The sequence below is a fragment of the Aeromonas sp. QDB62 genome (genome assembly GCF_027705695.1).
Classification (GTDB): domain Bacteria; phylum Pseudomonadota; class Gammaproteobacteria; order Enterobacterales; family Aeromonadaceae; genus Aeromonas; species Aeromonas allosaccharophila.
Map to the genome: position 1 here is coordinate 1 of NZ_JAPDCD010000037.1, position 23,904 is coordinate 23,904.

21 protein-coding genes and 1 pseudogene are annotated in these 23,904 nt (G+C 60.6%); 4 read left to right on the forward strand and 18 right to left on the reverse strand.

The window, feature by feature from the left end; all coding sequences use genetic code 11:
• Positions 1-632: 632 nt before the first annotated feature.
• The 18 genes and pseudogenes from exeN to OKC27_RS17065 all read right to left on the reverse strand — a co-directional run bounded on the left by exeN (position 633) and on the right by OKC27_RS17065 (position 19,704).
• Entirely contained in the window at positions 633-1,400 is a 768-nt protein-coding gene (gene exeN, locus OKC27_RS16980) for a GspN family type II secretion system protein ExeN (protein WP_213393610.1), read from the reverse strand.
• Between the two features lie 97 nt (positions 1,401-1,497).
• The gene (exeM, locus tag OKC27_RS16985; RefSeq protein WP_213393611.1) at positions 1,498-1,989 is read right to left on the reverse strand and encodes a GspM family type II secretion system protein ExeM; all 492 of its coding nucleotides are present in this window, start codon (positions 1,987-1,989) and stop codon (positions 1,498-1,500) included.
• Positions 1,986-3,170, reverse strand: a complete 1,185-nt coding sequence (gene exeL, locus OKC27_RS16990; protein WP_213393612.1) for a GspL family type II secretion system protein ExeL — start codon at positions 3,168-3,170, stop codon at positions 1,986-1,988. The genes exeM and exeL overlap by 4 nt, the downstream gene beginning before the upstream one ends.
• Positions 3,171-3,292: 122 nt before the next feature.
• Entirely contained in the window at positions 3,293-4,294 is a 1,002-nt protein-coding gene (exeK, locus tag OKC27_RS16995) for a GspK family T2SS minor pseudopilin variant ExeK (protein WP_213393613.1), read from the reverse strand.
• A 112-nt stretch (positions 4,295-4,406) separates the two neighbouring features.
• A pseudogene (gene gspJ / locus OKC27_RS17000) lies at positions 4,407-5,045 on the reverse strand (type II secretion system minor pseudopilin GspJ); the annotation flags it as partial.
• The gene (exeI, locus tag OKC27_RS17005; RefSeq protein WP_139462868.1) at positions 5,042-5,401 is read right to left on the reverse strand and encodes a GspI family T2SS minor pseudopilin variant ExeI; all 360 of its coding nucleotides are present in this window, start codon (positions 5,399-5,401) and stop codon (positions 5,042-5,044) included. The pseudogene gspJ and the gene exeI, both read right to left, overlap by 4 nt.
• Positions 5,402-5,483: 82 nt before the next feature.
• On the reverse strand, positions 5,484-6,056 hold the full coding sequence (gene exeH, locus OKC27_RS17010) for a GspH family T2SS minor pseudopilin variant ExeH (RefSeq protein WP_139462869.1): 573 nt from the start codon (positions 6,054-6,056) through the stop codon (positions 5,484-5,486).
• 38 nt (positions 6,057-6,094) lie between these two features.
• Positions 6,095-6,526 (reverse strand): GspG family T2SS major pseudopilin variant ExeG, encoded by a 432-nt coding sequence (exeG, locus tag OKC27_RS17015; protein ID WP_005338297.1) that lies wholly within the window; start codon positions 6,524-6,526, stop codon positions 6,095-6,097.
• Between the two features lie 97 nt (positions 6,527-6,623).
• Positions 6,624-7,844, reverse strand: a complete 1,221-nt coding sequence (gene exeF / locus OKC27_RS17020) for a GspF family T2SS innner membrane protein variant ExeF (RefSeq protein WP_005338296.1) — start codon at positions 7,842-7,844, stop codon at positions 6,624-6,626.
• Between the two features lies 1 nt (position 7,845).
• Positions 7,846-9,351 (reverse strand): GspE family T2SS ATPase variant ExeE, encoded by a 1,506-nt coding sequence (exeE, locus tag OKC27_RS17025; protein ID WP_058057784.1) that lies wholly within the window; start codon positions 9,349-9,351, stop codon positions 7,846-7,848.
• A complete protein-coding gene (exeD, locus tag OKC27_RS17030; protein ID WP_064338465.1) occupies positions 9,351-11,390 on the reverse strand; it encodes a GspD family T2SS secretin variant ExeD in 2,040 nt (679 codons plus the stop codon). Before exeD ends, exeE begins: the two co-directional genes overlap by 1 nt.
• A gap of 21 nt (positions 11,391-11,411) precedes the next feature.
• Positions 11,412-12,245 carry a GspC family type II secretion system variant ExeC gene (exeC, locus tag OKC27_RS17035; RefSeq protein ID WP_279487300.1) on the reverse strand — a complete coding sequence of 278 codons (834 nt, stop codon included), beginning with the start codon at positions 12,243-12,245 and terminating at the stop codon, positions 11,412-11,414.
• Between the two features lie 227 nt (positions 12,246-12,472).
• A complete protein-coding gene (exeB, locus tag OKC27_RS17040; protein WP_201944647.1) occupies positions 12,473-13,165 on the reverse strand; it encodes a GspB family T2SS assembly factor variant ExeB in 693 nt (230 codons plus the stop codon).
• The gene (locus OKC27_RS17045; protein ID WP_270806519.1) at positions 13,165-14,733 is read right to left on the reverse strand and encodes an ExeA family protein; all 1,569 of its coding nucleotides are present in this window, start codon (positions 14,731-14,733) and stop codon (positions 13,165-13,167) included. The genes exeB and OKC27_RS17045 overlap by 1 nt, the downstream gene beginning before the upstream one ends.
• A 290-nt stretch (positions 14,734-15,023) precedes the next feature.
• Positions 15,024-16,469 carry an HD domain-containing phosphohydrolase gene (locus OKC27_RS17050; protein WP_270693727.1) on the reverse strand — a complete coding sequence of 482 codons (1,446 nt, stop codon included), beginning with the start codon at positions 16,467-16,469 and terminating at the stop codon, positions 15,024-15,026.
• 49 nt (positions 16,470-16,518) lie between these two features.
• Positions 16,519-17,640: a beta-ketoacyl-ACP synthase III gene (locus tag OKC27_RS17055; RefSeq protein ID WP_213393615.1), complete on the reverse strand. Its 1,122-nt coding sequence runs from the start codon at positions 17,638-17,640 to the stop codon at positions 16,519-16,521.
• Positions 17,641-17,694: 54 nt separating this feature from the next.
• Complete coding sequence (locus tag OKC27_RS17060) at positions 17,695-18,858, reverse strand: vWA domain-containing protein (protein WP_213393616.1); 1,164 nt, start codon at positions 18,856-18,858, stop codon at positions 17,695-17,697.
• A 3-nt stretch (positions 18,859-18,861) separates the two neighbouring features.
• Entirely contained in the window at positions 18,862-19,704 is an 843-nt protein-coding gene (locus tag OKC27_RS17065) for an AAA family ATPase (RefSeq protein ID WP_213393617.1), read from the reverse strand.
• 159 nt (positions 19,705-19,863) lie between these two features.
• Between OKC27_RS17065 and cysK the strand changes: the two genes are divergently transcribed.
• The 4 genes from cysK to crr all read left to right on the forward strand — a co-directional run bounded on the left by cysK (position 19,864) and on the right by crr (position 23,854).
• A complete protein-coding gene (gene cysK, locus OKC27_RS17070; protein ID WP_182970642.1) occupies positions 19,864-20,832 on the forward strand; it encodes a cysteine synthase A in 969 nt (322 codons plus the stop codon).
• A 440-nt stretch (positions 20,833-21,272) separates the two neighbouring features.
• On the forward strand, positions 21,273-21,530 hold the full coding sequence (locus OKC27_RS17075) for an HPr family phosphocarrier protein (protein WP_005338266.1): 258 nt from the start codon (positions 21,273-21,275) through the stop codon (positions 21,528-21,530).
• Between the two features lie 44 nt (positions 21,531-21,574).
• A complete protein-coding gene (ptsI, locus tag OKC27_RS17080; RefSeq protein ID WP_182939162.1) occupies positions 21,575-23,302 on the forward strand; it encodes a phosphoenolpyruvate-protein phosphotransferase PtsI in 1,728 nt (575 codons plus the stop codon).
• A 42-nt stretch (positions 23,303-23,344) separates the two neighbouring features.
• A complete protein-coding gene (gene crr / locus OKC27_RS17085; RefSeq protein ID WP_042061931.1) occupies positions 23,345-23,854 on the forward strand; it encodes a PTS glucose transporter subunit IIA in 510 nt (169 codons plus the stop codon).
• Positions 23,855-23,904: the final 50 nt, after the last annotated feature.

Consider the following 23,904-nt stretch of genomic DNA (forward strand, 5'->3'; position numbering starts at 1 on the left):
ACTACCTGAAGCAACACCGCTTATATACCCGCACACTTGGAATTATTTGAGTCTCTAAAAATGAGGGGATCTCTGAGCCTCATTGTAACTACTTATAGGTTTCATCTGGTATTTCGAGAGTTGCATCGATCGTCTCTGATTGACCATCTGTTTTGTTGTGGTTCACATTTCTTGATGGTTGATTTCGGGGGAATGAGTGAGAAATGGGGTTTTACAAGATCCATGTCATAATTTTATTGTTATTTTTCAAGTTGTTATGGTTTTTGTAATGTGTTTTTATTTTCCTGTGAGATAAAAAATCAATAACAGGCATCACCAGGTATTTTAAGCTGAATAGAACCTGATTGATGTTTTGGTCGTCTAAATGATTGTGCTGGTTTTTTAGTCTGTGAGCTCTCATTGACCTGAATGGCTGTTGAACAAGAGGGAGGTATTGCATCGTCATGGTGATAAGGGAAGTGGCGCGACAAAGGTGCCATGGCCAAGCGACGCGGGCCATGGCGAGCAATATCGGGGTAGGGCACGGACAAGATAGCAACGAATAGGAGAGAAATGGACAGGATTGCAATGGATAGGGGATAGGAAAGAAAGCGCCGACCCCGGAGCAGCGCCGGGGTCGGTGGGACGGTGAATTAGATCCGGCCTTGATAGCGCAGCGGGAAACGCCCTTGACTGTCTGGTTGACCGAGGAAGGGGAGCCCCTGCTGCATCTGTTCCGGCAGTGCCGCCCCCGGCTTCAGATTACCCTGGAACAGGTACTGGCCATTGGGTTGCAGTTCGAGGCGACCGCTGGTCTGGACGGCATCCGAGCTCTGCTTGAGTTCGGCCACCAGTTTGGAGTCGAGGCAGGTGAGTTTCACCTCGGGGTCGGCCAGCTCCAGCTTGCCTGCCGGGGTATCGGCACTGGCGTTGTACCAGTCGAGGTTGCCGTAGAGGTTGTCACACCAGGGGTTGCCTTGGGCAAACTGATCCACTTTCAGTTGCAGTTGACCGGTAAGGGTGACCGGGAAGGGGAGCGGCATCGGAATACGCGTCATCAACCAGGGTGCCGGGGCGTTGAGAGTCAGATCCCGGCCGAAGGCTGCGCCATTCCAGCCGACAACGCCCTGACCATTGAGGCCGTTGCGATCGCCAAAGCGAATGGCCACTTCGGGGGCGAAGCGCAGCAGCGACCAGCCGTTGAGATCCCAGCGCAGCTGGTTCACCGATTCGCTGGCATATTGCAGCCGGGCGATCTGGCCGCTCCAGAGGGTGCCGCTCACCCCTTCCAGTTTCAGCAGGTTGGCGACGTTGGCAGGCAGCGGCAGATAGCGCGCCACCAGCGCCGCAGGCAGGGTGGCGAGCAGGAAGACCAGATAGGCGGCCAGAAACAGGCTGGCAATCAGGATGCGCTTTTTCATAGGAAACGACTCAACTGCAAGAGAGAAACCCGGCCCGGCGCACCGGCTACATGGCGGTGAGAGAGCAGCAACCGGCGGGGTGTGACAATGGGATGTTTCATTGGGGGCGACTCAACTGCAAACGTCTGACCTTGACCAGACCCGGGGCCAGATCCTCGCGGGCGATCTCGATGATTTGCACCTGAATGCCGTGCTGCTCCACCAGGGTGGAGAGCCAGAGCAGCAAGTCATCGAACTGGACCGTGTCGATCCACACTTGCAGCTCCTGCGCCTGGGGTTGCAGCCGGGCAATCTTGATCTTGTGATTGAAGGCGGTGCGGTTGACCACCCCTTCCAGGGTGCCGCTGGTGTCGATCTGGCGACCCGCGCCACCCTGCATGGCCAGCACCTCTTCCCCCTTCTCCTTGAGCCAGGCGAGGGTCTGCTGCTGGTTCTGCACCTGCCGCTCCCGCTCGGCAATGCGATTATTGATCGGTTGCCAGACGCTCCAGTAGAAGAGACCGACCAGCAACAGGGCGCCACCCGCGACCACCAGCCGCTGTTCCCGTGCGGTGATGCCGTGCCACCAGCCCTGCAATTTTTCCATCATGATGATTTACCCTTGAGCACCAGTGCGCCCTCTACCTTGCCCTCGGTGCTGCGCACCTCGCCTTGCTGTACCTCGAATTGCTTGCCGGCCAGCTCACGGAACCGCTCGATCTCGGCAAAGCCGGGGGCGGTCACCTGCAGCCGCAGCTCGCGGCGGCTGGCATCAAAGCGCATCACCTGTGGCTTGAGGCCGGGCACTTCGGCAAAGGTGGGGGCCAGCTCGGTGAGCATCAGCAGCACGCCGTTTTGCGGGGTTTGTCCCATCAGTTGCAGGTGCTGGGTCATCTGGCTGCGCACGTTCACGATGCGGCTCTCCCCCGGGAAGATGCGGGTATAGACGGCACGGATCTCCGCTTTCAGCGTCTTGTCCTGCTCGGTGAGCTGATAGAGCTGCACCCCGCGCTGGCCGAGGGCCACCAGTAGCAACAGACCCGCGGTGATGGCCACCTTGCGCCACTGCAACCAGTAGCGGGCATATTCGGTCTGCGGCCGGTAGGGGCCGGTCAGCAGGTTGGCGCGGCAGGTGAGTGCCCCCTTGGCCAGCAGCAGCATGGGCAGTTCGGGCTCCGCGGCCTGCCAGTTGGCGGCTGCAATGGCGGGCACCGGAGTGTGGCTGTGGATGGTGACCGGCTCGGCTTCGGTTGCCAGCAACATGGCCAGCAGCGGTTCGTCGGCGACGATCCCCTGACAGGGGCCCTGGCGTACCAGCCACTCGTTGCCGAGTTGCAGGGCAGACCAGCCATCTGCGGCCTGTGGCAGCGCCAGCACATCGGGCAGCAGTTGCAGGCTCTTGAGGCCAGCGGCATCGAGCCAGCCGAGCCACTCGCCCATCTTCTGCCGATCCACCGCCATCAGGTCGACTTGTTGACCTTCATGAGCCAGCACCACCAGATGGAGCTCATCCACATCGGAGGCGATCTGCTCCTCCAGCAGGTAGGGGAGGGCCGCCGCCGACTGGCGGTTGTAGCGACCCGGCAGGGTGACGCGCCGGAAGATCAGATCGCTGCCCGGCACCAGCGTGACCACGGGGCGGCCACCGGCCCGCTCCTGCAGCTCGCCCAAGGCATCGGCCGAGGGCAGGGTGCCGGAGGCGATGATCTCCTGCTCCTGACCGGACCAGACCAGCCAGGCCACGGGTTGTTGTTTATTGGTCCCCAGTCGGATGACCAGACTTTCGCTCACGCATCTCTCTCCTGCGATACCGGTTTGCGCAGGGCGTTGTACGCCTTGGCAACCGGTGCGCAGCCCGCAGGCTGCAGCCAACATCTCTCGTACCCGCGGGCGAGGGCCCGCCGGTGCGCTGTTTATTCGGCGCCGCTACTGAGGCGGCGCAGCATGACCAGTTTATTGTCCTTGCCCCGCTGGAACAGGGTTTCGAGCCAGGCCCGGTTATCGCCCACTTCCGCTACCATACGGGCTTCGAAGAAGTCGCTTTTCACCACCAGCGCCTCTTTCAGTCCTTTGACCGTATCGGGCGGGGCGAGCAAGTCCGTCATCAGCTTGCTCTCTTTCCACCCTTTCTGCGGTCGTTCGTTCAATACCCGTTTGGCATCATCCTGCCCTATCTTGCCCAGATAGAGGGCAACCAGCAGCTCGGGGCGCTCGGGCGCCAGGGTATTGATATTGATCTTCAACTTGTCGTTGGGCAGGGCGCAGACGTAGGGGGCCAGCTTGGCATAGACCCTGGCTGTCACCCCGCGCACCGCCCGCAGCTCATCCTTGCCCAGCATCCACTGGTTGGCGGTGAGGTAGGGTGGCTTGAGCCCCTCGTAATAGGCGTCCTCTGCGCCAAGGCTGGAGACCAGCACCGTATCCTTGTCGGTCCAGTCCCGGATGGCATCGGTGAGCTGGGCCGCCTCGTAATCATCCATCGCCAGCTGCTTGAGCAGTTCGCGAAACACCTGCACCGGATAGGGTTGCTGTTCCAGCTCCTCGCCGCTCCCCGCCTTGGAGGCCACGCTCAGACTGTTGAGGTTGAAGCAGGATTGCAGGTCGGTCACCTCGCCCTTCAGCTGGCCATCGTCTACCGGAAACACCGTATTTTTGCGTGCCCAGTTCTGGCTGAGGTTGACTACCTCGGGGTTGTCCTTGAAATCCTGTGTCAGCACCTTGCTCACCAGCGCTTCCGCCGAGAGGGCATACCACCACGCCTGTTTGCCGGTGGTGATGTTGGCGGTGCGGCGCAGCTCAAGCTGCAGGCGGCCGCTCATGTTGCTGGCGATGATCACCATCACCGAGAGGATCAGCAGCACCACCAGCAGCGCCATACCGCGCTGGCGACCGGGAGCGGCGAGATTAGCCCGCATTGGCGCCCCCGCCGTTCTGGCTGTCACCATTACCGCCATTGGTATTGCCGTTGCCGCCGTTGTTCCCGTTATTGCTGTCGCTGCCGCCCCCTTGATCGGGGTTGCTGCTCTGGCTGTTCTCTTCGGCGCGCTGGCCACCAGCACCAATCAGGAACTGACGGCGAATGGTGCCGTAATCGTCCAGATCCAGCTCTACCGCCAGCCCGTGGGGCAGCACACTGCGCTGGGTCCACTCCTCCTTCCAGTTGCCCTTGTCGAAGAAGTAGAGGCGAAACGCCGTGACCCCTGCCAGCACCGGCTGGATGCGCGGCTCGGTGCCGATCACCGGATCCGGATAGAGGTAGCTCAGGCGCTCCAGCTTCTGATCCTTGAGGCGCCAGCCGACCCGCTGCAGATGGGAGCGGGGCAGCATGCCGTCCGGGTTGAGCCAGCCGCTGCGCATAAAGGCCATGCCCCAGTCATCGCTCTGCTGGCCGAAACGGGAGGCCGCCAGCAGCACCTTGTTGTTCTCACCCTCGATGCGACCGCTGCGCGGCACCATCTGGGTGACGTCTCGCTCCAGCAGGGTGAAGGCGAGCTGCAATTCGTTGAGGCGGGCCTCCTTGCGCTTGGTCACCTCGTCGCTGGTGAGCACCCCCTGCAGCACCTGATAGGCACCCATGCTGAGGCTGGCGAAGATGGCGATCGCCACCAGCATCTCAAGCAGGGTAAAGCCACGGTGGCGGGAAGGGCGGGTGTTGCTCTGGGTCATCGGCTGATATAGGTCCGCATCATGGCGACCGGGTTCTCGGCCTTGGCCTCGGTGCGCACTTCCATATCAAGCGCCCGGAAGTTGTTGTCGGCGGTGGCGGCGCCGCGATAGCGCCAGTACCAAGTGCTGCCCGCCATCTGCTCATCCCCTTCCACCCAGCTGTCGCCGGGCCACTTGTTCTCGAGCTTCTGTTGCACCAGCTGGTTCTCCACCACCCAGGTGGCCAGGGTCTTCTGCTCCAGATAGTTGAGGGCAGAGAGGTGTTCGCTGGCGGTTTTCATTACCGCAAGTCCGGCGATGGCAAAGACCGCCAGCGCCACCATCACTTCGAGCAAGGTCATGCCGCGCGCTTTCATCGTGCCACCCGTTGAACGTGTTGTTGACACAGAAGTAGCGCCACCATGACTCCTCTCTCAAACAACGTCATACCGCGGGCGTTCATTGGCTCACCTCTTCATCTTCATCGCCGGTGAGCAGGGTGAGGCGGCCGAACTCGTCCCCCTTGACGATGCGGGTGTAGCGGGCATCGTCATCCTGCTGGGTGAAGGTGAGCACGAACGGGCTCAGCTCGCCGCCTGGGAAGATGAGCAACTGCGGCGTGCGCTCCTTCTCGTCGCGCTTCTGTTCGGTTTTCTCGTCGGGATCGGGCTGCCAGCCAAAGCCTTCCAGCTCCAGCGCCAGCGTCATGTTCTCGGCCAGTTGCACCGGCCCCAGCTGCTTGTCGCCAGTCAGGGCCAGCCACTTGCGATCTTTGGCCTGACGCTGCATAAACTGCCAGCCGTTATCCTCGATGCGAATGCCTACCAGCCGACCATCCATCACCGCATACTCCTGCGCCAGCTGCAGCGTCGCCATCAGGCGACGCGCCTGCTTGTCCAGCTCCCGATCTCCTCTGGCGCCTCCCATGCTGAGAGTGACGGCGGTGGCCACTAGTCCCATCAGCATGGCGACCAGCAACACTTCCAGCAGAGTAAAGCCGGATTGGCGATGAAAGGAGAGAGATCGCTTCATGCAGTCAGCTCACAAGGAGTGCGGTGGCGACATATCACTTATTGGAAATCCTTCAGGTTCCAGTTGCCGATGTCGTCATCGGTACCGGCTTCACCATCCAGACCCATGGAGAAGATGTCGATCTTGCCGAACTGGCCCGGGCTCAGCAGCTGGTACGGGTTGCCCCAGGGATCTTGCGGCAGGCGCTTGATGTAGCCGCCATCGCGGTAGCTGCGCGGCGCCGGATCGATGGAAGGCTTGGTCACCAGCGCGTCCAGACCCTGTTCGGTGGTCGGGTAGCGGTTGTTGTCCAGCTTGTACATGTCGAGGGCGTTTTCCAGCGCCACGATATCGGAGACCGCTTTCTGCTGGTCAGCCTTCTCCTTGTTGCCCATCAGGTTGGGCACCACCAGACTGGCCAGAATGCCGAGGATCACGATGACCACCATGACTTCCAGCAAGGTAAAACCGGATTGACGACGTTTGTTCATGAGTTGCTCCGTAACGAATGAGATGGGATGGCCCATCAGAGAGTGATCACTGGGTGGGTTCGACGGGCCGCCAGCGGCGCCACCGAACACCGGAAACTTACATATTCACCATATTGTTGAGCTCGAGGATCGGCTGCAGGATCGACATCACGATAAACAGCACCACCCCGGCCATGGAGACCACCAGCATGGGTTCGAACACCCCGAGGGCGATATTGACCTGGGATTCAAACTCCCGATCCTGGTTGTCTGCCGCCCGCTCCAGCATGCTGTCGAGCTCACCGCTCTGCTCGCCGGAGGCGATCATATGCAGCATCATGGGCGGGAAAATCTTGGTCTCAGTCAGCGACTTGCGCAGACTGGTCCCCTCGCGCACCCGTTCGGCGGCCTCGAGAATGCGCATTCTGGCAAAGTCGTTGGAGAGCACTTCGCCGGAGATCTTCATCCCCTCCAGCAGCGGCACCGCACTGGCGTTGAGGATGCTTAACGTGCGGGCGAAGCGGGCGGTGTTGAGACCGCGACTGACCCGGCCAATCACCGGCAGGCCGAGCAGCACCTGATGCCAGCGTCGGCGGCGCTTTTCATCGGTGAGCCACCAGCGCCAGACAAAGCTGCCAAGGAAGATCAGCAGCAGGAACCAGAGGCCGTAGGCCTGCATCAGTTCGCTGGTGCCGATGAGAAAGCGGGTGGTGCCCGGCAACTGCTGGCCCATGTGTTCAAACTGGGCCACCACCTTGGGCACCACGGCGGTAAGCAGGATCGAGATAACCCCGATAGCCACGCAGGTAAGCACGATGGGGTAGATCATCGCCTGCAACAGCTTGGTGCGCATATGCTGGCGCTGCTCGGTGTAGTCGGCGAGGCGGTTGAGCACCTTCTCCAGATGGCCCGATTTTTCACCGGCCGCCACCATGGAGCGAAACAGCTGGTCGAACACATGGGGAAAAGCCCCCAGCGAGTCGGCCAGCGAATAGCCTTCCACCACCTTGCTGCGCACAGTGGCCACCAGAGAGCGCAAGTGGGCCTTTTCGCACTGCTCGGCTACCGCTTTGAGCGCCTCTTCGATGGTGAGACCGGCGCCCACCAGAGTCGCCAGCTGGCGAGTGATCAGGGCAAGCTCAGCGGTGCTGGCACCACGACGAAACAGGGCGAAGCGGGTCGCTTCCCGTTTCGCCTTCTCGGTGGTCTCGTTCACCTCGAGGGGAGTGAGCCCCTGTTCGCGCAGCAGCTGGCGCACCTGACGGGCCGAGTCGCCCTCCATTACGCCGCTCTTGCTGCGTCCCTTGTTGTCGAGGGCCTTGTATTCGAATGCCGCCATCTCAATCTTCCCGGGTCACGCGCAGCACCTCTTCGAGGCTGGTTTGCCCCTTGAGGACCTTGTCGATGCCGTCACGGCGGATGCTGGGGGTGTGGCCGCGGATCAGCCGCTCGATGGCGAGCTCGCCGCTGGCGCTGTGAATGGCTTCTCGCACCGCTTCGTCGATCACCACCAGCTCGTGGATGCCGGTCCGGCCACGGTAGCCGGTGTGGTTGCACAGCTCGCATCCGACCGGACGCCACACCTGCTGGTCGGGGGCTAGCTCGATGCCCATGGCGAGGCGCTCCTGCTCGGTAATGGGGCGCGGGGCGCGGCAATCGGGGCAGAGGGTGCGCACCAGTCGCTGGGCCAGCACCGCCAAGAGCGACGAGGAGAGCAGGAAGGGCTCGATCCCCATGTCACGCATCCGGGTGATGGCGCCGATGGCAGTGTTGGTGTGCAGGGTCGACATCACCAGGTGGCCGGTCAGCGACGCCTGCACCGCAATCTGGGCGGTTTCGAGGTCTCGGATTTCCCCCACCATCACTACGTCCGGATCCTGGCGCAGAATGGCGCGCAGGCCGCGGGCGAAGGTCATGTCCACCTTGGTGTTGACCTGGGTCTGGCCCACCCCTTCGAGGTCATATTCGATGGGGTCTTCCACTGTCAGGATGTTGCGATCCCGCGAGTTGATTTCAGACAGCGCCGCATAGAGGGTGGTGGATTTACCGGAACCGGTCGGGCCGGTGACCAGAATAATGCCGTGGGGCTTGCGAATGAGCTCGCTGATGATGGTGCGGTTGGCCGCGGTCATCCCCAGCTGCTTGAGCTCGAGGCGCACGTTGTTCTTGTCCAAGAGACGCAATACCACCCGCTCGCCGTAGCTGGACGGCATGGTGGAGACCCGCACGTCGACGGCGCGGCCGCCGATACGCAACGAGATACGGCCATCCTGCGGCACCCGCTTCTCGGCGATATCCATCCGCGACATCACCTTGATCCGCGAGACCAATAGCGAGGCCAGCTTGCGATGGGGGCGCAGGATCTCCCGCAGTACCCCATCGATACGAAAACGGATCACCAGTGCCCGCTCGAAGGTCTCGATATGGATATCGGAAGCCTCTTCCTTGATCGCCTCGCTCAGCATGGCGTTGATGAGGCGAATGATGGGGGCGTCGTCATCGGCGTCCAGCAGATCTTCGCTTTGCGGCAGCTCTTCGGCCAGGGCGAAGAAGTCCATCTCGTTGCCGAGATCTTCCATCAGCTGGCGCGCCTCGGAGGAGTCGCGCTGGTAGTGGGCCATCAGCAGCTCTTCGAAGGCCTCGTTGTCGAGTTGCTCCACCGCGAAGCTGCAACCCGCGACCCGCCGCACTTCCAGCAGGGCTTGCGGGGTGACGCCAGGGCGGCACTGCAGCACGGGGGCGCCCTCCCGCTCAATCAGGATCACCCCGAAATTGCGGGCAAAGACAAAGGGGAGCTCGGGCAGTGGCGCAGGCCCGACACTTCCATCCAGATGGTAGGCACTCATCAGGGCTTACTCTGCACAAACGGGGTGGTGGTCTCGACAGTGCTTTGCTGTCTGCTCCGCATCTCGTTGATCTGCTTCTGGATCTCTTTTTGCAGCTCTGGCGACACCATCACATCCTGGCCGTAGGCAGGCAATACCTGACGGGCGGGGGAGGTGAGATACCCCTCCTGCGAAGCGGCATTGAGCTGCTCGGCGCGGAACAGGGAGTACTTGTTGCTGGAGACACCGGTATAGACGTCCGCATCACGCAAGATGGTTGGCCGGATAAAGACCATCAGGTTGCGCTTGGAGGTGGTGTTGGAGGTGGAGCGGAACAGATAGCCCAGCACCGGGATATCGCCAAGCAAGGGCACCTTGGAGACCTGCTCCTTGGTCTGTTCGTCCATCAAACCGCCCAGCACCACGGTTTCGCCGCTTTTGACCAGCACCGCGTTCTTGACGGTACGGGTATCGAAAGTGGGGCCAAGGTTGGCAGTACCGGTCGCCTGGGTCTGGGCGACACTGGAGACCTCCTGCTCGATATTGAGCAGCACCGAATCCCCTTCGTTGATCTGCGGGGTCACCACCAGCTTGGTGCCCACCGTCTTGCGCTCGATGGTGTTGAACACCTGATCGCTGGTGGTGGAGCTTTGCGAACCGCTCTGGACCGGGACCTCCTGACCGACGTTGAAGGAGGCCTCCTTGTTATCCATGGTGACGATACTCGGGGTGGAGAGAATATCGTTCTTGGTATTGGAGGCCAGCGCCGTGGCCAGCATGGCCCAGTCGCCGTGATAGAAACCGGCGGCCATGCCGTTGAACTCTTTCAGCAGACCGGCAGCGGTGTCGGTCTTGCCATTCTGGTAATCCTTGCCCGCCGCAATGGCGCTGCCGAGGGGCAGACCGGAGTTGGTGAACTGGGTGCCACCACCGTTGGCATTGCCCCACTGGACGCCAAGGGTGAGGCCGTCGCCATCCTGCATCTCGACGATGATCGCCTCCACCAGCACCTGGGCGCGGCGGATATCGAGCTTGGCCACCACCTGCTCCAGTTCGGACATAACGTCCGGCTGGGCGGTGATGACCAGCGCATTGGTGGTCTCGTCGGCTGAGATGGCCAGCTTGCCACCGCCGATACTGGCGCCACCTGTGGTTGCGCCGCCGCCCTTCTTGTCGGCCTCGATGCTGGAGCTGACCCCCTTGAGCACCTCGACCATGTCTTTGGCCTTGCCATATTTGAGGTAGAAGACCCGGGTGTTGCCCTGGCTCTGCAGGTCGCGGTCGAGCTGGCGCACCATCTGGATGATGCGGGCGCGCGCTTTCGGCTCACCACTCACTACCACAGAGTTGGTGCGCTCGTCGGCCACCACCTTGGGGGAGAGCAGCAGGGAGGCGGTGCCGCCCTGCGGGTTGCCATCCTTGTTGAGGTTGGTTACCAGCCGCACCATTTCCCCCGCCGAGGCAAACTTGAGCTTGATGATGTCCACATCCTGATCGCCTGCGCGGTCGACCCGGTTCACCACCTCTACCAGACGATTGACCACGGCGGCGCGGCCGGTGATCAGCAGCACGTTGGAGGGCTCGTAGTGCACCACGTTACCACCACCGGCGTTGTCGTTGAGCTGGCGCAGCAGCGGCGCCAGTTCACGGACCGAGACGTTGCGCACCGGCACGACTCTAGTCACCATCTCGTCGCCCATGCCCGGGTTGCTGCCATCCACCACCGGAATGGCGGAGGTCTTGGCATCCCGCGAGCGCAGCACCTTGAGCACCCCGTTGTCCATCGGCACCACGGCAAAGCCGTAGACGTCGAGCACGCTCAGGAAGAACTGGTAGTACTGCTCCTCATTGAGCAGGTCGTAGCTGCGCACGTTGATCTTGCCGCGCACCGAGGGCTCTATGATGATGGTTTTATTGAGGTTCTTGCCCACCGTATTGATGAACTCTTCAATGTCGGCGTTCTTGAAACTGGCAGAGTATTCAGTGGCCCAGGCTGAGCCCGCCATCATCAGTGCCGCTGCGATAGTGGCCAGACGCCAGCTTTTCCCTTTAGTGGTCATTATTGGTACGACTCCAAATCATTATTCTGACAAGCGCACATAGATGTCGAACTGTTCGCCCTGTCGCTCGACGGTCACTGTCATTTCCGTTGCGCCAGCCATCTGCTGCATCGCCTGCATGGCTTGCATGTTGTCCCGTAAATCCAGCCCGTTGATGCTGATGGCCAGGTCATTGGCCTGCAGCCCGCTCTGGTTGAAAAACTCAGGATTGCTGCCCGGGTTGAGGCGATAGCCGGTCATGCGGCCATCCACCTGAACCGGTGAAATATTGAGGTAATCGGTGATCTTGCCCGGATCGGCCATCAGCTCGCTGCGCAGGGAGCCAAGGGGGGCGGAGTTGGTCTGCGGCAGCGGCTTGCCATACTCCTCGCCATCCAGCATCAGGGTCTCGTCGCGGCCATCCCGCTCGATGATCACCCGATCTGGATAGACCTGCCGGATCCGCGCCTGGGTGCCGTCAATCATGTCACCGACCCCGTAGGAGTTCTGGATGCCGGACATGGCGATGATGGCGATCGATTTGGCGGGATCCGAGCTGGCCAACACCCCGTTGAGCTGGGCATTGAGCTGGGTACGCGGCGCATTGGCGGCCACGGCGGCTTTGGCTTGCGCCTTGGGGATCGCCTTGCCAAACAGCGCCAGTCGGCTCACCTCGCCCAGTTCAAGGCGCGGGTTGTTCTGGCCGTTGACCGCCACGGCGGAGGGTTGCCACGGTTGGCTGGTTTGCGGGCTTGCCAGGGTGAGCAGACGCCAGGTGAGGGCGGCGCTCTGCTGGGCCAGCATGATCAGCAGCGCCAGAAAGGCCACCTGGGTGACTCTGGTCATGGGAAGCCGCCGGCACTGGGCCAGCAGCATGGTCAAGATGTCATCCCTGAATCGTAGCGTCATATTAATCAACAAATTCCAGGCTCTGGGGCGGCTGCGTATTGTGTACGGCCAGTGGCTGCGACACAACGGGTCCGGGCGCGCCAAACCGTAAAAATGGATATTTCATCACACCGTAAACCTTTGAATGCTCACAAAAGTGTCACTCAGGTGAGGTGCATCCTGCTTGCCAGCAAACATCAGGGTACGGTGCGTACTCATCCTCGCCAATCCTGCAGCGCCTTGAGGGTAACGCTCTGTCCGGCGACCTGCAGCACTATGTATTGCTGGTCGATGGTAGCGAGCACGACCCCCGGGGCGATTTCGCTCCCCTCCCGGTATTCCCGGCCATTGAGCACCACAGCCCGCTTGGCGGGGTTGGAGGAGAACACATGAGAGCCGTAGCTCAATTGCGGCACCTGCTGGCGTACCGATTGGGGCGCCGAGCCCAGCGCCATCAATTGGGCTGGTTGCACGTTCTGGCTGGCGGCGTGTGGCGTCTCCTGCAATGGGGTTTCATTGAGGGCTTTCATCAGCTGCTCGGCCAGACTCAGCGCGGGGGTATTCCCCTGACTGGTCCCTTCGTTTTTGGCCACTGCTCTGGGTTGGGCCACCGGCTCCGGCAGGGGCGGGGGCAGTGGACGGGTCACCATTGCCTTGGGTTCGACCCGCACGAAGGGCGGAGTGATCACCTCTTTCACCTCCACTTTCTCCTCGATAGGGCGCAGGTGGAGCAGATGCCAGCCATAGTTGGCGCCCGCCCCCAGCAACAGGGCCAGGGGGGCCAGCAGCCAGCCGATGCGGCGTGGGCTGCGCTCCTCTTCCCGGGGCATGGGCAAGCCCATGGCTGGAATATGGGCGGAGAGTTGCGGTTGCTGCGCACGGCGCAGCGCCTTGAGCAGGGTAGACATCAGGAGGCCTCCTCCAGTCTGGGCATGGGTTCACCGGAGAGGGCGTTGAGACGCAGCAGGGTGTTGCTGCCCGCGATGCCATCAGGGGTGAGCCCCTGATCCCGCTGGAACTGCTGCAGCTTGTTCTTGAGCTCGCCATCGAAACGGCGCACCTTGCGCTCGGGTTGTTGCAGCGCACGGCTGAGGGCGTTGTCGAGCCACTGGATCTGGGTCTGACCGGCATTGCTGGCGATCAGGCTGACGCCCCCTTTCGGCATGCGCCAGAGCAGGGTGTAGCTGCCGCCCCAGTTGTCGCTGAGCCACTGGCGATCCACCTGCCAGCTTTGGTCACCGATCATCAGGCTGGCCTTGTTCGGCCCCAGATTGACCAGAGTCGCGTAGTAGAGGCCGCCAGTCTGGTCAGTGAGCGTGATCATGGCTGGGTACTGCAGGGCGCGCAGCTCGTCAAGGCTTGCCTCTCCCTCCTGACAGCGCAGACCGGCACGGGGCGCGTTATCGCAGGTTGCTTCGAACGGTTCCGGTTCATAACCCCAGACCCGATAGAGATTCTGCATGGCGCTGTCGGGGTCGATGGCCTGATTGATCGCCTCGGTCAGCTGCTCCTGCTGCTCGGCAGTCTCGTCGATGGTGACCGGCACCTCGACCTTGACTACCGGACGGGTGGGGAACACGCCGAAAAATTGCCAGCCCCACCAGCCTGCGGCCACCAGCAGGGCGCCCGCCAGCGTCACCATCAGACCGGAGGCCCAGCGCCCCTCGTCACGAACCCCATTGACCTCGAAGGCGGCCTGGCTGATATCGCCGTGGACAACCTTGTAGCTGCCACGGGCGAAGGCGGCAATCAGGGCGCGGTCGCAGATGAGGTTGATGAAACGGGGGATGCCGCCGCTCAGGCGATGGAGCGTCTTGATGGCGCGCGGGGTAAAGATGGGTTGCACGCAGCCTGCGACCTGCAACCGGAAGCGGACGTAGGCATCCACGTCGCTGTGGGAGAGCGGCAGCAGGTGATAGCGGGCGGTAATGCGCTGGGCCAGCTGACGCAGCAGGGGTTGGCGCAGCATCTGTTGCAGCTCGGGCTGACCGATCAGCACCACTTGCAGCAGTTTTCGTTCATCGGTTTCGAGGTTGGTGAGCAGACGCAACTGCTCCAGTACGCCGGGCAGCAGGTGCTGCGCCTCATCCACCAGTACCACGCTGCGCTTGCCTGCCGCCAGGTTGGCTAGCAGGTGATCGCGAATAAGGTCGAACAGCCGCTTGATCCCGGCATCTTCGGGATAGGGGAGTTGAAACTCGTCGCAGATGGCGGCCAGCAGATCCCGTTCGGTCAGGGAGGGGTTGAGGATGTAGGCGATCTCGGTCTCGGCGGGCAGCTGTTGCAGCAGGCAGCGGGAGACGGTGGTCTTGCCGGTGCCCACTTCGCCGGTCAGCAGCACAAAGCCGCCGCCATCCTGCAATCCATAGTTGAGATGAGCAAGGGCTTCGCCGTGGCGCTCGCTCATATAGAGGTATTTGGGATTGGGCGAGATGGAAAACGGGTGTTCCGAGAGGCCGAAGAACTGTGTGTACATGAGGGTATTCTTTTGTAGCCGGCGACAGATGAAAAATGTCTCCGGATGATAGCAAACCTCGCTTTCATTGGAAGCCATCATTGGCGCAGGAGGGCAAATTGCGGCCTTTTCCTGCCATCTTGTGATCCCGGTTGCGTCATCGGTACGAACCCGGATCACAAAATGACAAAAAACATCTGTAAATAAAGGGAAATATCAATATCGGCCCGACGTGGCACATGCCGCTTGCGCGCATTTTATGACACGTGTGCCCTGCCAGCGATCACGGCACAGGGCCGGGATGCGCCTGCTCAGTGGTGATCCTGAAACTGCGCGGCAATCTCCCTGAACTGCGTCTCGCAGGCGAGAAAAGCCGCGACGATGCCGGGATCAAAATGGCTGCCGCTCCCCTTCACGATGATCTCTTTCGCCTCCTCATGGCTGAAGGCGGGTTTGTAGACCCGCTTCGAGATGAGGGCATCGTAGACATCCGCCACCGCCATCAAGCGCCCGGAGAGAGGAATATCCTCCGCCGCCAGCCCTGCCGGATAGCCGCTGCCATCCCACTTTTCGTGGTGGGTGAGGGAGATCTCCCGTGCCAGCCGCAGGAAGGAGTTGGAGCCCAGCTGCGCCTCGGCACTGGCCAGCGCCTCGGCGCCGATCTGCGGGTGGCGCTTCATGATGGCGAACTCCTCGTCGGTCAGCTTGCCCGGTTTGAGCAGGATGGCGTCGGGAATGCCCACCTTGCCGACATCGTGCAGGGGCGCCGACTTGAACAGCAGGTCGATGGTGGCGTCATCGAGCGGGTAGCGATCTCGGTCGTTGCGACTGAGATATTGCGCCAGTGCCTTCACGTAGTGCTGGGTGCGGATGATATGGGCGCCGGTCTCGTTGTCCCGGGTCTCCGCCAGCGAGGCGAGGCCGAGGATGGCCACGTCACGGGTCAGGTTGAGCTCGTCGCTGCGGGATTTCAGCTCGCCGATCATCTGATTGGTGCTGGCGGCAATCAGGCCGAACTCGTCATCCCGGGTGACAGGCACCCGGGCGTCGAAGTCACCGCACTGCACTCTGGCCATGGTGCGGGTCTGCTGGCGCAGGGAGAGGCCGAGATTGCGGCCATAACCGTGGATGATGAGGGCGAGATAGCAGAAGGTCACCGTCATCACGAAGGCGATCGCCCACAGGATGTAGTGCTGGGCATCGGCCCTCGGCAGGCTGCGTTCCACCGTCGCCAGCCACTCCAGATCCTTGTTGAACAGCAAGAAGAAGACGCTCCCCAGCAGGGTGAGGGTCGCCAGGGTAAAGAGAGTGAATTTGCGTGGCAGCGGCATGGCCAGCGGGTGGCTCAGCGCCAGGCTCTGCTCGGCTTGCCGCGCTCTGGCCCGATGCCAGCCCCGCTCCAGGGTCAGATCGGCGGCCACCAGAAAGCCGAGGGTGGTCATCCCCAGCAGCACCTTGAGGTGGCTCTCCAGCGGAAAGTCGTGGGTCAGAGCGTTGTAGCACGAGAGCAGCAGCGCCCCCAGCAGGTAGAAACCGACCTCCAGGCCGAACCCGTTTAGCTCGTTGCGCGGCAGGGGCCGCCTTGAGAGCAGCCAGTTGCGCACGGCGAACATGATGGCGAACGTCACCAGCGTTGGCCCCAGCAACTGGGGCAGGGTGAGACTCTCGAGAAACGGGCAAACCTGCCAGCCATAGAGACAAAATAGTGACAGGGTTACCCCGTAGTGCAGGGCGCAGCGCCCCGTGATCCTCTGCATATTCCCACCCATGTTGCTGGTTATTGTTATGTCGGCGGGAGGCCCGCCATTACAGGCGTCGCAGCAGCAAGCTACCGATGGAGTAGCCAGCACCAAATGAGCAAAGTACGCCGCGGGCCCCCGCAGGAAGGTCGCGATTGTACAGATGAAACGCGATGATGGAACCCGCCGAGCTGGTATTACCATAGCTATCAAGAATGACCGGCGCCTCCTGCTGGCTGGCATCGTGGCCCAGCAGCTTGCGACCGATGAACTGGTTCATGGTGAGGTTGGCCTGATGGAGCCAGAGCCGGTTCAGGCTCTCGGCGTGCCAGCCCTGCTCATCGAGCTGGTTGGCTATCTGGTCGCACACCAGCGGCAACACCTCCTTGAACACCTTGCGCCCCTGCTGGCGAAACAGCTTGTCGTCGCCGTAGCGGGTACGCGGGTTCAGCCGGTTTAAAAAGCCGAAGTTGTTGCGGATGTTGTTGGAGTACTGGGTCACCAGCTTGCTGGCCACCAGTTGCCACGGATTGGCCACCTTGCAATCGGCCTCCCGCTCCAGCAGCACCGCGGTGCAGGCATCGCCGAAGATAAAGTGACTATCACGATCGCGAAAATTGAGGTGCCCCGAGCAGATCTCCGGATTGACCACCAGCGCCACGTTGGCGGTGCCTGCCGCCAGCATGTCGGCGGCTGTCTTGATGCCGAAGGTGGCGGACGAGCAGGCCACGTTCATGTCAAAGGCCATGCCGCCTGCCCCCAGATAGTGCTGCAGCTCGATGGCCAGCGCCGGGTAGGGGCGCGGCATGTTGGAGGCGGCGACGATGACCAGATCGATCTCGCCCGGTTCGCGGCCAGCGGCGATCAGCGCTTGCTCGGCGGCGGCCACCGCCATCTCCACCATGATGGAGGGCATCTCGTCGGGCCGCTCCGCCATCAGCGGTTGCATGATATCGGGGTTGAGCACCCCTTCGCGGCTCACCAGATAACGGCTCTTGATGCCGGAGGCCTTCTCGATGAACTCGCAGCTGGAGTGCTGCTTGGCGGAGAGCTGGCCGGCGTCGATGGCGGAGGCGTTCTCCTCGTTGTAGAGATCCACATACTGGTTGAAGGCGGCCACCAGCTCTTCATTGCTGACGGCAAAGGGTGGGGTATAGAGGCCTGAGCCACTGATCACGATAGAGGTCATCTTTGCTCCTCGCCGGGTGCGTTCCCGGCTTGTCGGTTTATAGGGTAGAGAGGGTTACAGCTGGTCGATCGCCGCAGCGAGACCCGCCAGGGTCAGCGGATGCATCCGTCCGCCAACCACGTCATTCATCAGTTTGATGGAGGAATGCCAGAGCCACTCCCGGCGCGGGGTGGGATTGATCCACACCAGTTTGGGAAAGTGCTGCTGCAATCGGGTGAGCCACACCTGACCCGACTCCTCGTTCCACTGCTCGACGCTGCCGCCGGGCCAGGTGATCTCGTAAGGGCCCATGGTGGCATCCCCCACCAGGATCACCCGGTAGTCGCTGCCGTAGGTGCGCAGCAGCCGCAGAATATCGAACCGCTCCTCAAAGCGGCGGTTGTTGTCCTTCCAGACGAAGTCGTAGAGGCAGTTGTGAAAATAGAAGTACTCCAGATGCTTGAACTCGTGGCGCAAGGCGGAGAAGAGGCGCTGCACCTCGGCCACATGGGCATCCATGGAGCCTCCCACATCGAAGAAAACCAATAGCTTGACCCCGTTGTGGCGCTCGGGTCGCAGCTTCACATCGAGCCAGCCCTGGCGGGCCGAACTTTTTATGGTGTCGTCGAGATCCAGCTCGTCGGGATTGCCTTTGCGCACCCAGCGTCGGAGTTTGCGCAGCGCCAGCTGAATGGCACGCTGGCCGAGCGGTGAGTCGTCGCTGAAGTGGCGATAGTGACGGGCCTCCCACACCTTGGCCGCCTTGCCGTGCTGCTCCTCTCCACCCATGCGCACCCCCTCGGGGTGAAAACCTCCGTGGCCAAACGGGCTGCTGCCACCGGTTCCCACCCACTTGTTGCCGCCGGCGTGGCGCTCTTTCTGCTCGCTTAACCGCTGGTTGAGGGTCTCCAGCAGCGTATCGAGTCCGCCAAGGGATTTGAGCAGCGTCTTCTCCTCTGGGCTCAACAGCCGTTCGAACTCCTTGCGCAGCCACTCATCCGGCAGGCTCTCCGGCAGCAGAGGAATGGCTTCCAGCCCTTCGTAGTATTCGGCGAAGGCGCGATCGAAGCGATCGTAGTGTGCCTCGTCTTTTACCAGCAGGCAGCGGGAGAGTTGGTAGAACTCGTCCATATCGACAGCGACCAGCCGGGCAGCCAGTGCGGCGTGCAAGTCCAGCAGCTCACGCAGGCTGCAGGGGAGCTTGTGGCGGCGCAGGTGGGTAAAAAAGTCGATCAGCATGGGTCAGTTGCCGCGCCGGGCCAGAAAGGCGAGCTTCTCGAAGAGATGCAGGTCCTGCTCGGTCTTGAGCAGGGCGCCATATAGCGCGGGAACCAGCTTGCCTAGCTCGCGGGCACGCATTGCCTCGGGGGCGATATCGTCGGCCAAGAGAAGGCGGATCCAGTCCAGCAGCTCCGAGGTAGAGGGCTTCTTGCGCAGCCCCTCTACCTCGCGCAGCTCGAAGAAGAGATCCATCGCCTCGCCAAGCAGGCTCTCCTTGAGGTCGGGGTAGTGGAGTTTGACGATGGCCTGCATCTCGGCCTTGTCGGGGAAGCGGATGTAGTGGAAGAAACAGCGGCGCAGGAAGGCATCCGGCAGCTCTTTTTCGTTGTTGGAGGTGATGATGACCACCGGCCGCTGGCGCGCCTTGACTCGCTCGCCGGTCTCGTAGACGTCGAACTCCATCCGATCCAGCTCCAGCAGCAGATCGTTGGGGAATTCGATGTCGGCTTTGTCTATCTCGTCGATCAGCAGCACAGGTCGCAGCTCGGCGCTGAAGGCCTGCCACAACTTGCCTTTACGAATGTAGTGACTGATATCGGCCACTCTGGGGTCGCCGAGCTGGGAGTCCCGCAGCCTGGCCACCGCATCATATTCGTAGAGCCCCTGCTGGGCTTTGGTGGTGGACTTGATATGCCAGGCAATGAGGTCTGTGCCGAGATGGTCGGCGACCGCTTCCGCCAGCACCGTCTTGCCGGTGCCCGGCTCCCCTTTGATCAGCAGCGGTTTTTCGAGGGTGATGGCGGCATTGACCGCCATCTTCAATGCATCGGAGGCGAGATACTGGCTGCTTCCTGAAAATCCCATAACGTCGGTTCCTTTGACGATTGGCTCCCGGAGTCAGGGGCCAGAGAGAATAAGTTCTATATGTTGTAATACCATATGGTTATAACGAATAGTCACTTCTCATTCAGAAACCACAGGGTAATCTTGTTTCATCGTCGTAACAAACACAGGGATAGCACCATGAGCAAAATTTTTGAGGACAACAGCCAGACTATCGGTCACACCCCGCTGGTTCGTCTCAACCGTGTTACCAAAGGCCGCGTGCTGGCCAAGATCGAGAGCCGTAACCCCAGCTTCAGCGTCAAGTGCCGGATCGGTGCCAACCTGATCTGGGATGCCGAGAAGCGCGGCATCCTGACCAAGGGTAAGGAGATCATCGAGCCCACCAGCGGCAACACGGGTATTGCTCTGGCCTTTGTCGCGGCCGCTCGCGGCTATCCCATCACCCTGACAATGCCGGCCACCATGAGTCTGGAGCGCCGCAAGCTGCTCAAGGCACTCGGTGCCAATCTGGTGCTGACCGAAGGGCCGCTCGGCATGAAAGGGGCCATTGCCAAGGCCAACGAGATCCTCGAGTCCGAGCCGGGCAAGTATGTGTTGCTGCAACAGTTTGAAAACCCGGCCAACCCGGAGATCCACGAAAAGACCACAGGCCCCGAGATCTGGGATGCCACCGATGGTCAGGTTGATGTGTTCGTGGCTGGCGTCGGCACCGGCGGCACCATTACCGGTGTCTCCCGCTACCTGAAGCAGACCCAGGGCAAGGCGGTGGTCTCTGTCGCGGTCGAACCGGCCGAGTCGCCGGTCATCAGCCAGAAGCTGGCTGGGGAAGAGATCAAACCGGGCCCCCACAAGATCCAGGGGATCGGCGCCGGTTTTATCCCGGGTAACCTCGACCTCTCCCTCATCGATCGGGTGGAGAAGGTGACCAGCGACGAAGCCATCGAGATGGCCCGCCGCCTGATGGAGGAGGAGGGGATCCTGGCCGGTATCAGCTCCGGTGCTGCGGTGGTGGCTGCCAGCCGTCTGGCCGAGCTGCCGGAATTTGCGGGTAAAACCATTGTGGTCATCCTGCCGAGCGCGGCGGAGCGTTACCTCTCCAGCGCCCTGTTTGCCGGGGTGTTCAGCGAGCAGGAACTGCAGCAGTAACTGATCGGAATCTTTCAAAACAGCGGCGCTCTCAGGAGCGCCGCTTCTTTATGGGCTAGACTCAACCCCTGTTAGTGTCACTTGATCCTTATTTTTTGGGGTAAAATAACAAGTTCCGGAGTGAGAAAAAAAGCAGACATTCCGCGGTAAATCTCATATCCTGTGCGGCGTCACGCGGTGTTTGCTGGCTGGGTATCACAAAGTAACAAAGTGTTATTTTTCGTTATAAAATAATTTCAGGCCAGTCCTGATGCGGCTTGTAGCCCAATAACTGAAAATTGCCAACCAGCGCGCCGATTACTGCACAGAAACTTGACCTGGATTAAACCATTGCGGGTCTGCTTTCGTTACTTTACAACATATCCATACTGACACGGTGGGTCAGGGCGCTTCAAAAACGACCAATCCACCAAAAAATATCAATAATATGGGGTGAAACCATGTACGAGAAGTCTGTTGTTATTACTGCTGAAAACGGCCTGCACACCCGTCCGGCAGCTCAGTTCGTGAAAGAAGCCAAAGAATTCCAAAGCGAGATCACTGTGGTCTCCGGTGGCAAGTCCGCCAGCGCCAAGAGCCTGTTCAAGCTGCAGACCCTGGGCCTGACCAAGGGTACCAACGTGACTATCCAGGCTGACGGCCCGGATGCTCAACAAGCTGTTGAGAAGCTGGTTGCCCTGATGGACGAGCTGGAGTAATCCAGCTTTATTCCTCCCCCACAGTCGTTTTAATAGGAAGGATTATGATATCTGGCATTCTTGCGTCCCCCGGTATCGCATTCGGCAAGGCGCTTCTTCTTAAAGAAGATGAAATCGTTATCAATCAGGGCAAGATTCCCGCCGAGCAGATTGATGCCGAGATCAACCGTTTCCTCGAAGCTCGTACCAAGTCAGCTGCTCAGCTGGAAGCCATCAAAGAGATGGCCGGTCGTACCTTCGGTGAGGAAAAAGAGGCCATCTTCGAAGGCCACATCATGCTGCTCGAAGATGAGGAGCTGGAAGGGGATATCAGATCCTTCATCAAAGAGAACAAGGCTTCCGCTGACAAAGCCATCTATGAGGTGATCGAACAGTACGCCAAGATGATGGCCGAACTGGATGACCCTTATCTGCGCGAACGCGCAACCGACTTCCGTGACATCGGTACCCGTCTGGTCAAGAACGTACTGGGCATCGCCGTTGTCAACCTGAGCACCATCGACGAAGAGGTCATTCTGGTCGCCAAAGACCTGACCCCGTCTGAAACCGCTCAGATCAACCTGAAATATGTGCTGGGTTTCGTTACCGACATCGGTGGCCGTACCTCTCACACCTCCATCATGGCCCGCTCTCTGGAGCTGCCGGCCATCGTGGGCACCAACGACATCACCGAGCGCGTCAAGAACGGTGACATGCTGGTGCTGGATGCGATCAACAACCAGATCATCATCAATCCGACCGCTGAACAGCTGAGCGAAGCCAAGAAGTTCCAGGCTCAGTTCCAGGCCGAGAAAGATGAGCTGGCCAAGCTGAAAGACCTGCCTGCCATCACGCTGGATGGTCATCAGGTTGAAGTGTGCGCCAACATCGGTACCGTCAAGGATACCGAAGGTGCCATCCGCAATGGCGCCGAAGGCGTGGGTCTGTACCGTACCGAGTTCCTGTTCATGGACCGTGACGCGCTGCCGACCGAAGACGAGCAGTTCAAAGCCTACAAAGAAGTGGCCGAAGCGATGCCGGATCAACCGATCATCGTGCGTACCATGGACATTGGCGGCGACAAAGAGCTGCCGTACATGAATTTCCCGAAAGAGATGAACCCCTTCCTGGGCTGGCGTGCCGTGCGTATTTTCTTCGACCGCGAAGACATCATGCACGCTCAGCTGCGGGCCATTCTGCGTGCCTCTGCCTTTGGCAAACTGCGCATCATGTTCCCGATGATCATCTCCGTCGAAGAGTTCCGTAGCCTGAAAGCTACCGTAGAGACGCTGAAGGCCGAACTGCGTGCCGAAGGCAAAGCCTTTGATGAATCCATCGAAGTGGGTATCATGATCGAGACCCCGGCCGCTGCCGTGATGGCTCATCATCTGGCCAAGGAAGTGGATTTCTTCAGTATCGGTACCAACGACCTGACCCAGTACACCCTGGCTGTCGATCGTGGTAACGAGATGATCTCCGCCATGTACAACCCGCTGTCACCCTCCGTCCTGACGCTGATCAAGATGGTTATCGATGCGTCCCACGCCGAAGGCAAGTGGACCGGTATGTGTGGTGAACTGGCTGGTGACGAGCGCGCCACCCTGCTGCTGCTGGGTATGGGTCTGGATGAGTTCTCAATGAGCGCCATCTCTGTACCGCGTATCAAGAAGCTTATCCGCAACACCAACTTCGAAGATGTGAAGGCCATGGCTGATCAAGCACTGAGCTTTGCCACCGCCGCTGAAATCGAAGCATGCGTAGATAACTTTATTAAGCAGAAGGCAGTCTGCTAAGATCGGCTGCAAACAGCGACAAATCATCTCTAGGAGCTTTATATGGGTCTGTTCGACAAACTGAAGAAACTGGTTTCCGACGATAGCTCTGACACCGGCGGCATCGAAATCTTTGCTCCGCTGTCTGGCGAAATCGTGCCGATCGAAGATGTGCCTGACGTTGTCTTCGCCGAGAAGATCGTTGGTGACGGTATCGCTATCAAGCCGGCTGGCAACAAGATGGTTGCGCCGTGCGATGGTACCATCGGCAAGATTTTCGAGACCAACCACGCGTTCTCTCTGGAATCCGACTCCGGTATCGAGCTGTTCGTTCACTTCGGTATCGACACCGTTGAACTGAAAGGCGAAGGCTTCACCCGTATCGCTCAGGAAGGCCAACAGGTCAAGCGCGGCGACACCATCATCGAGTTCGATCTGGCCGTTCTGGAAGCGAAAGCCAAGTCTACCCTGACTCCGGTTGTCATCTCCAACATGGACGAGATCAAAGAGCTGATCAAAATGACGGGTGCCGTGACTGTGGGCGAGACCCCGGTTATCCGTATCAAGAAGTAATGCCCGGCTGGCTCACGCCAGTTGCTGCAGTAAAAAACCGAAGCCTGGTG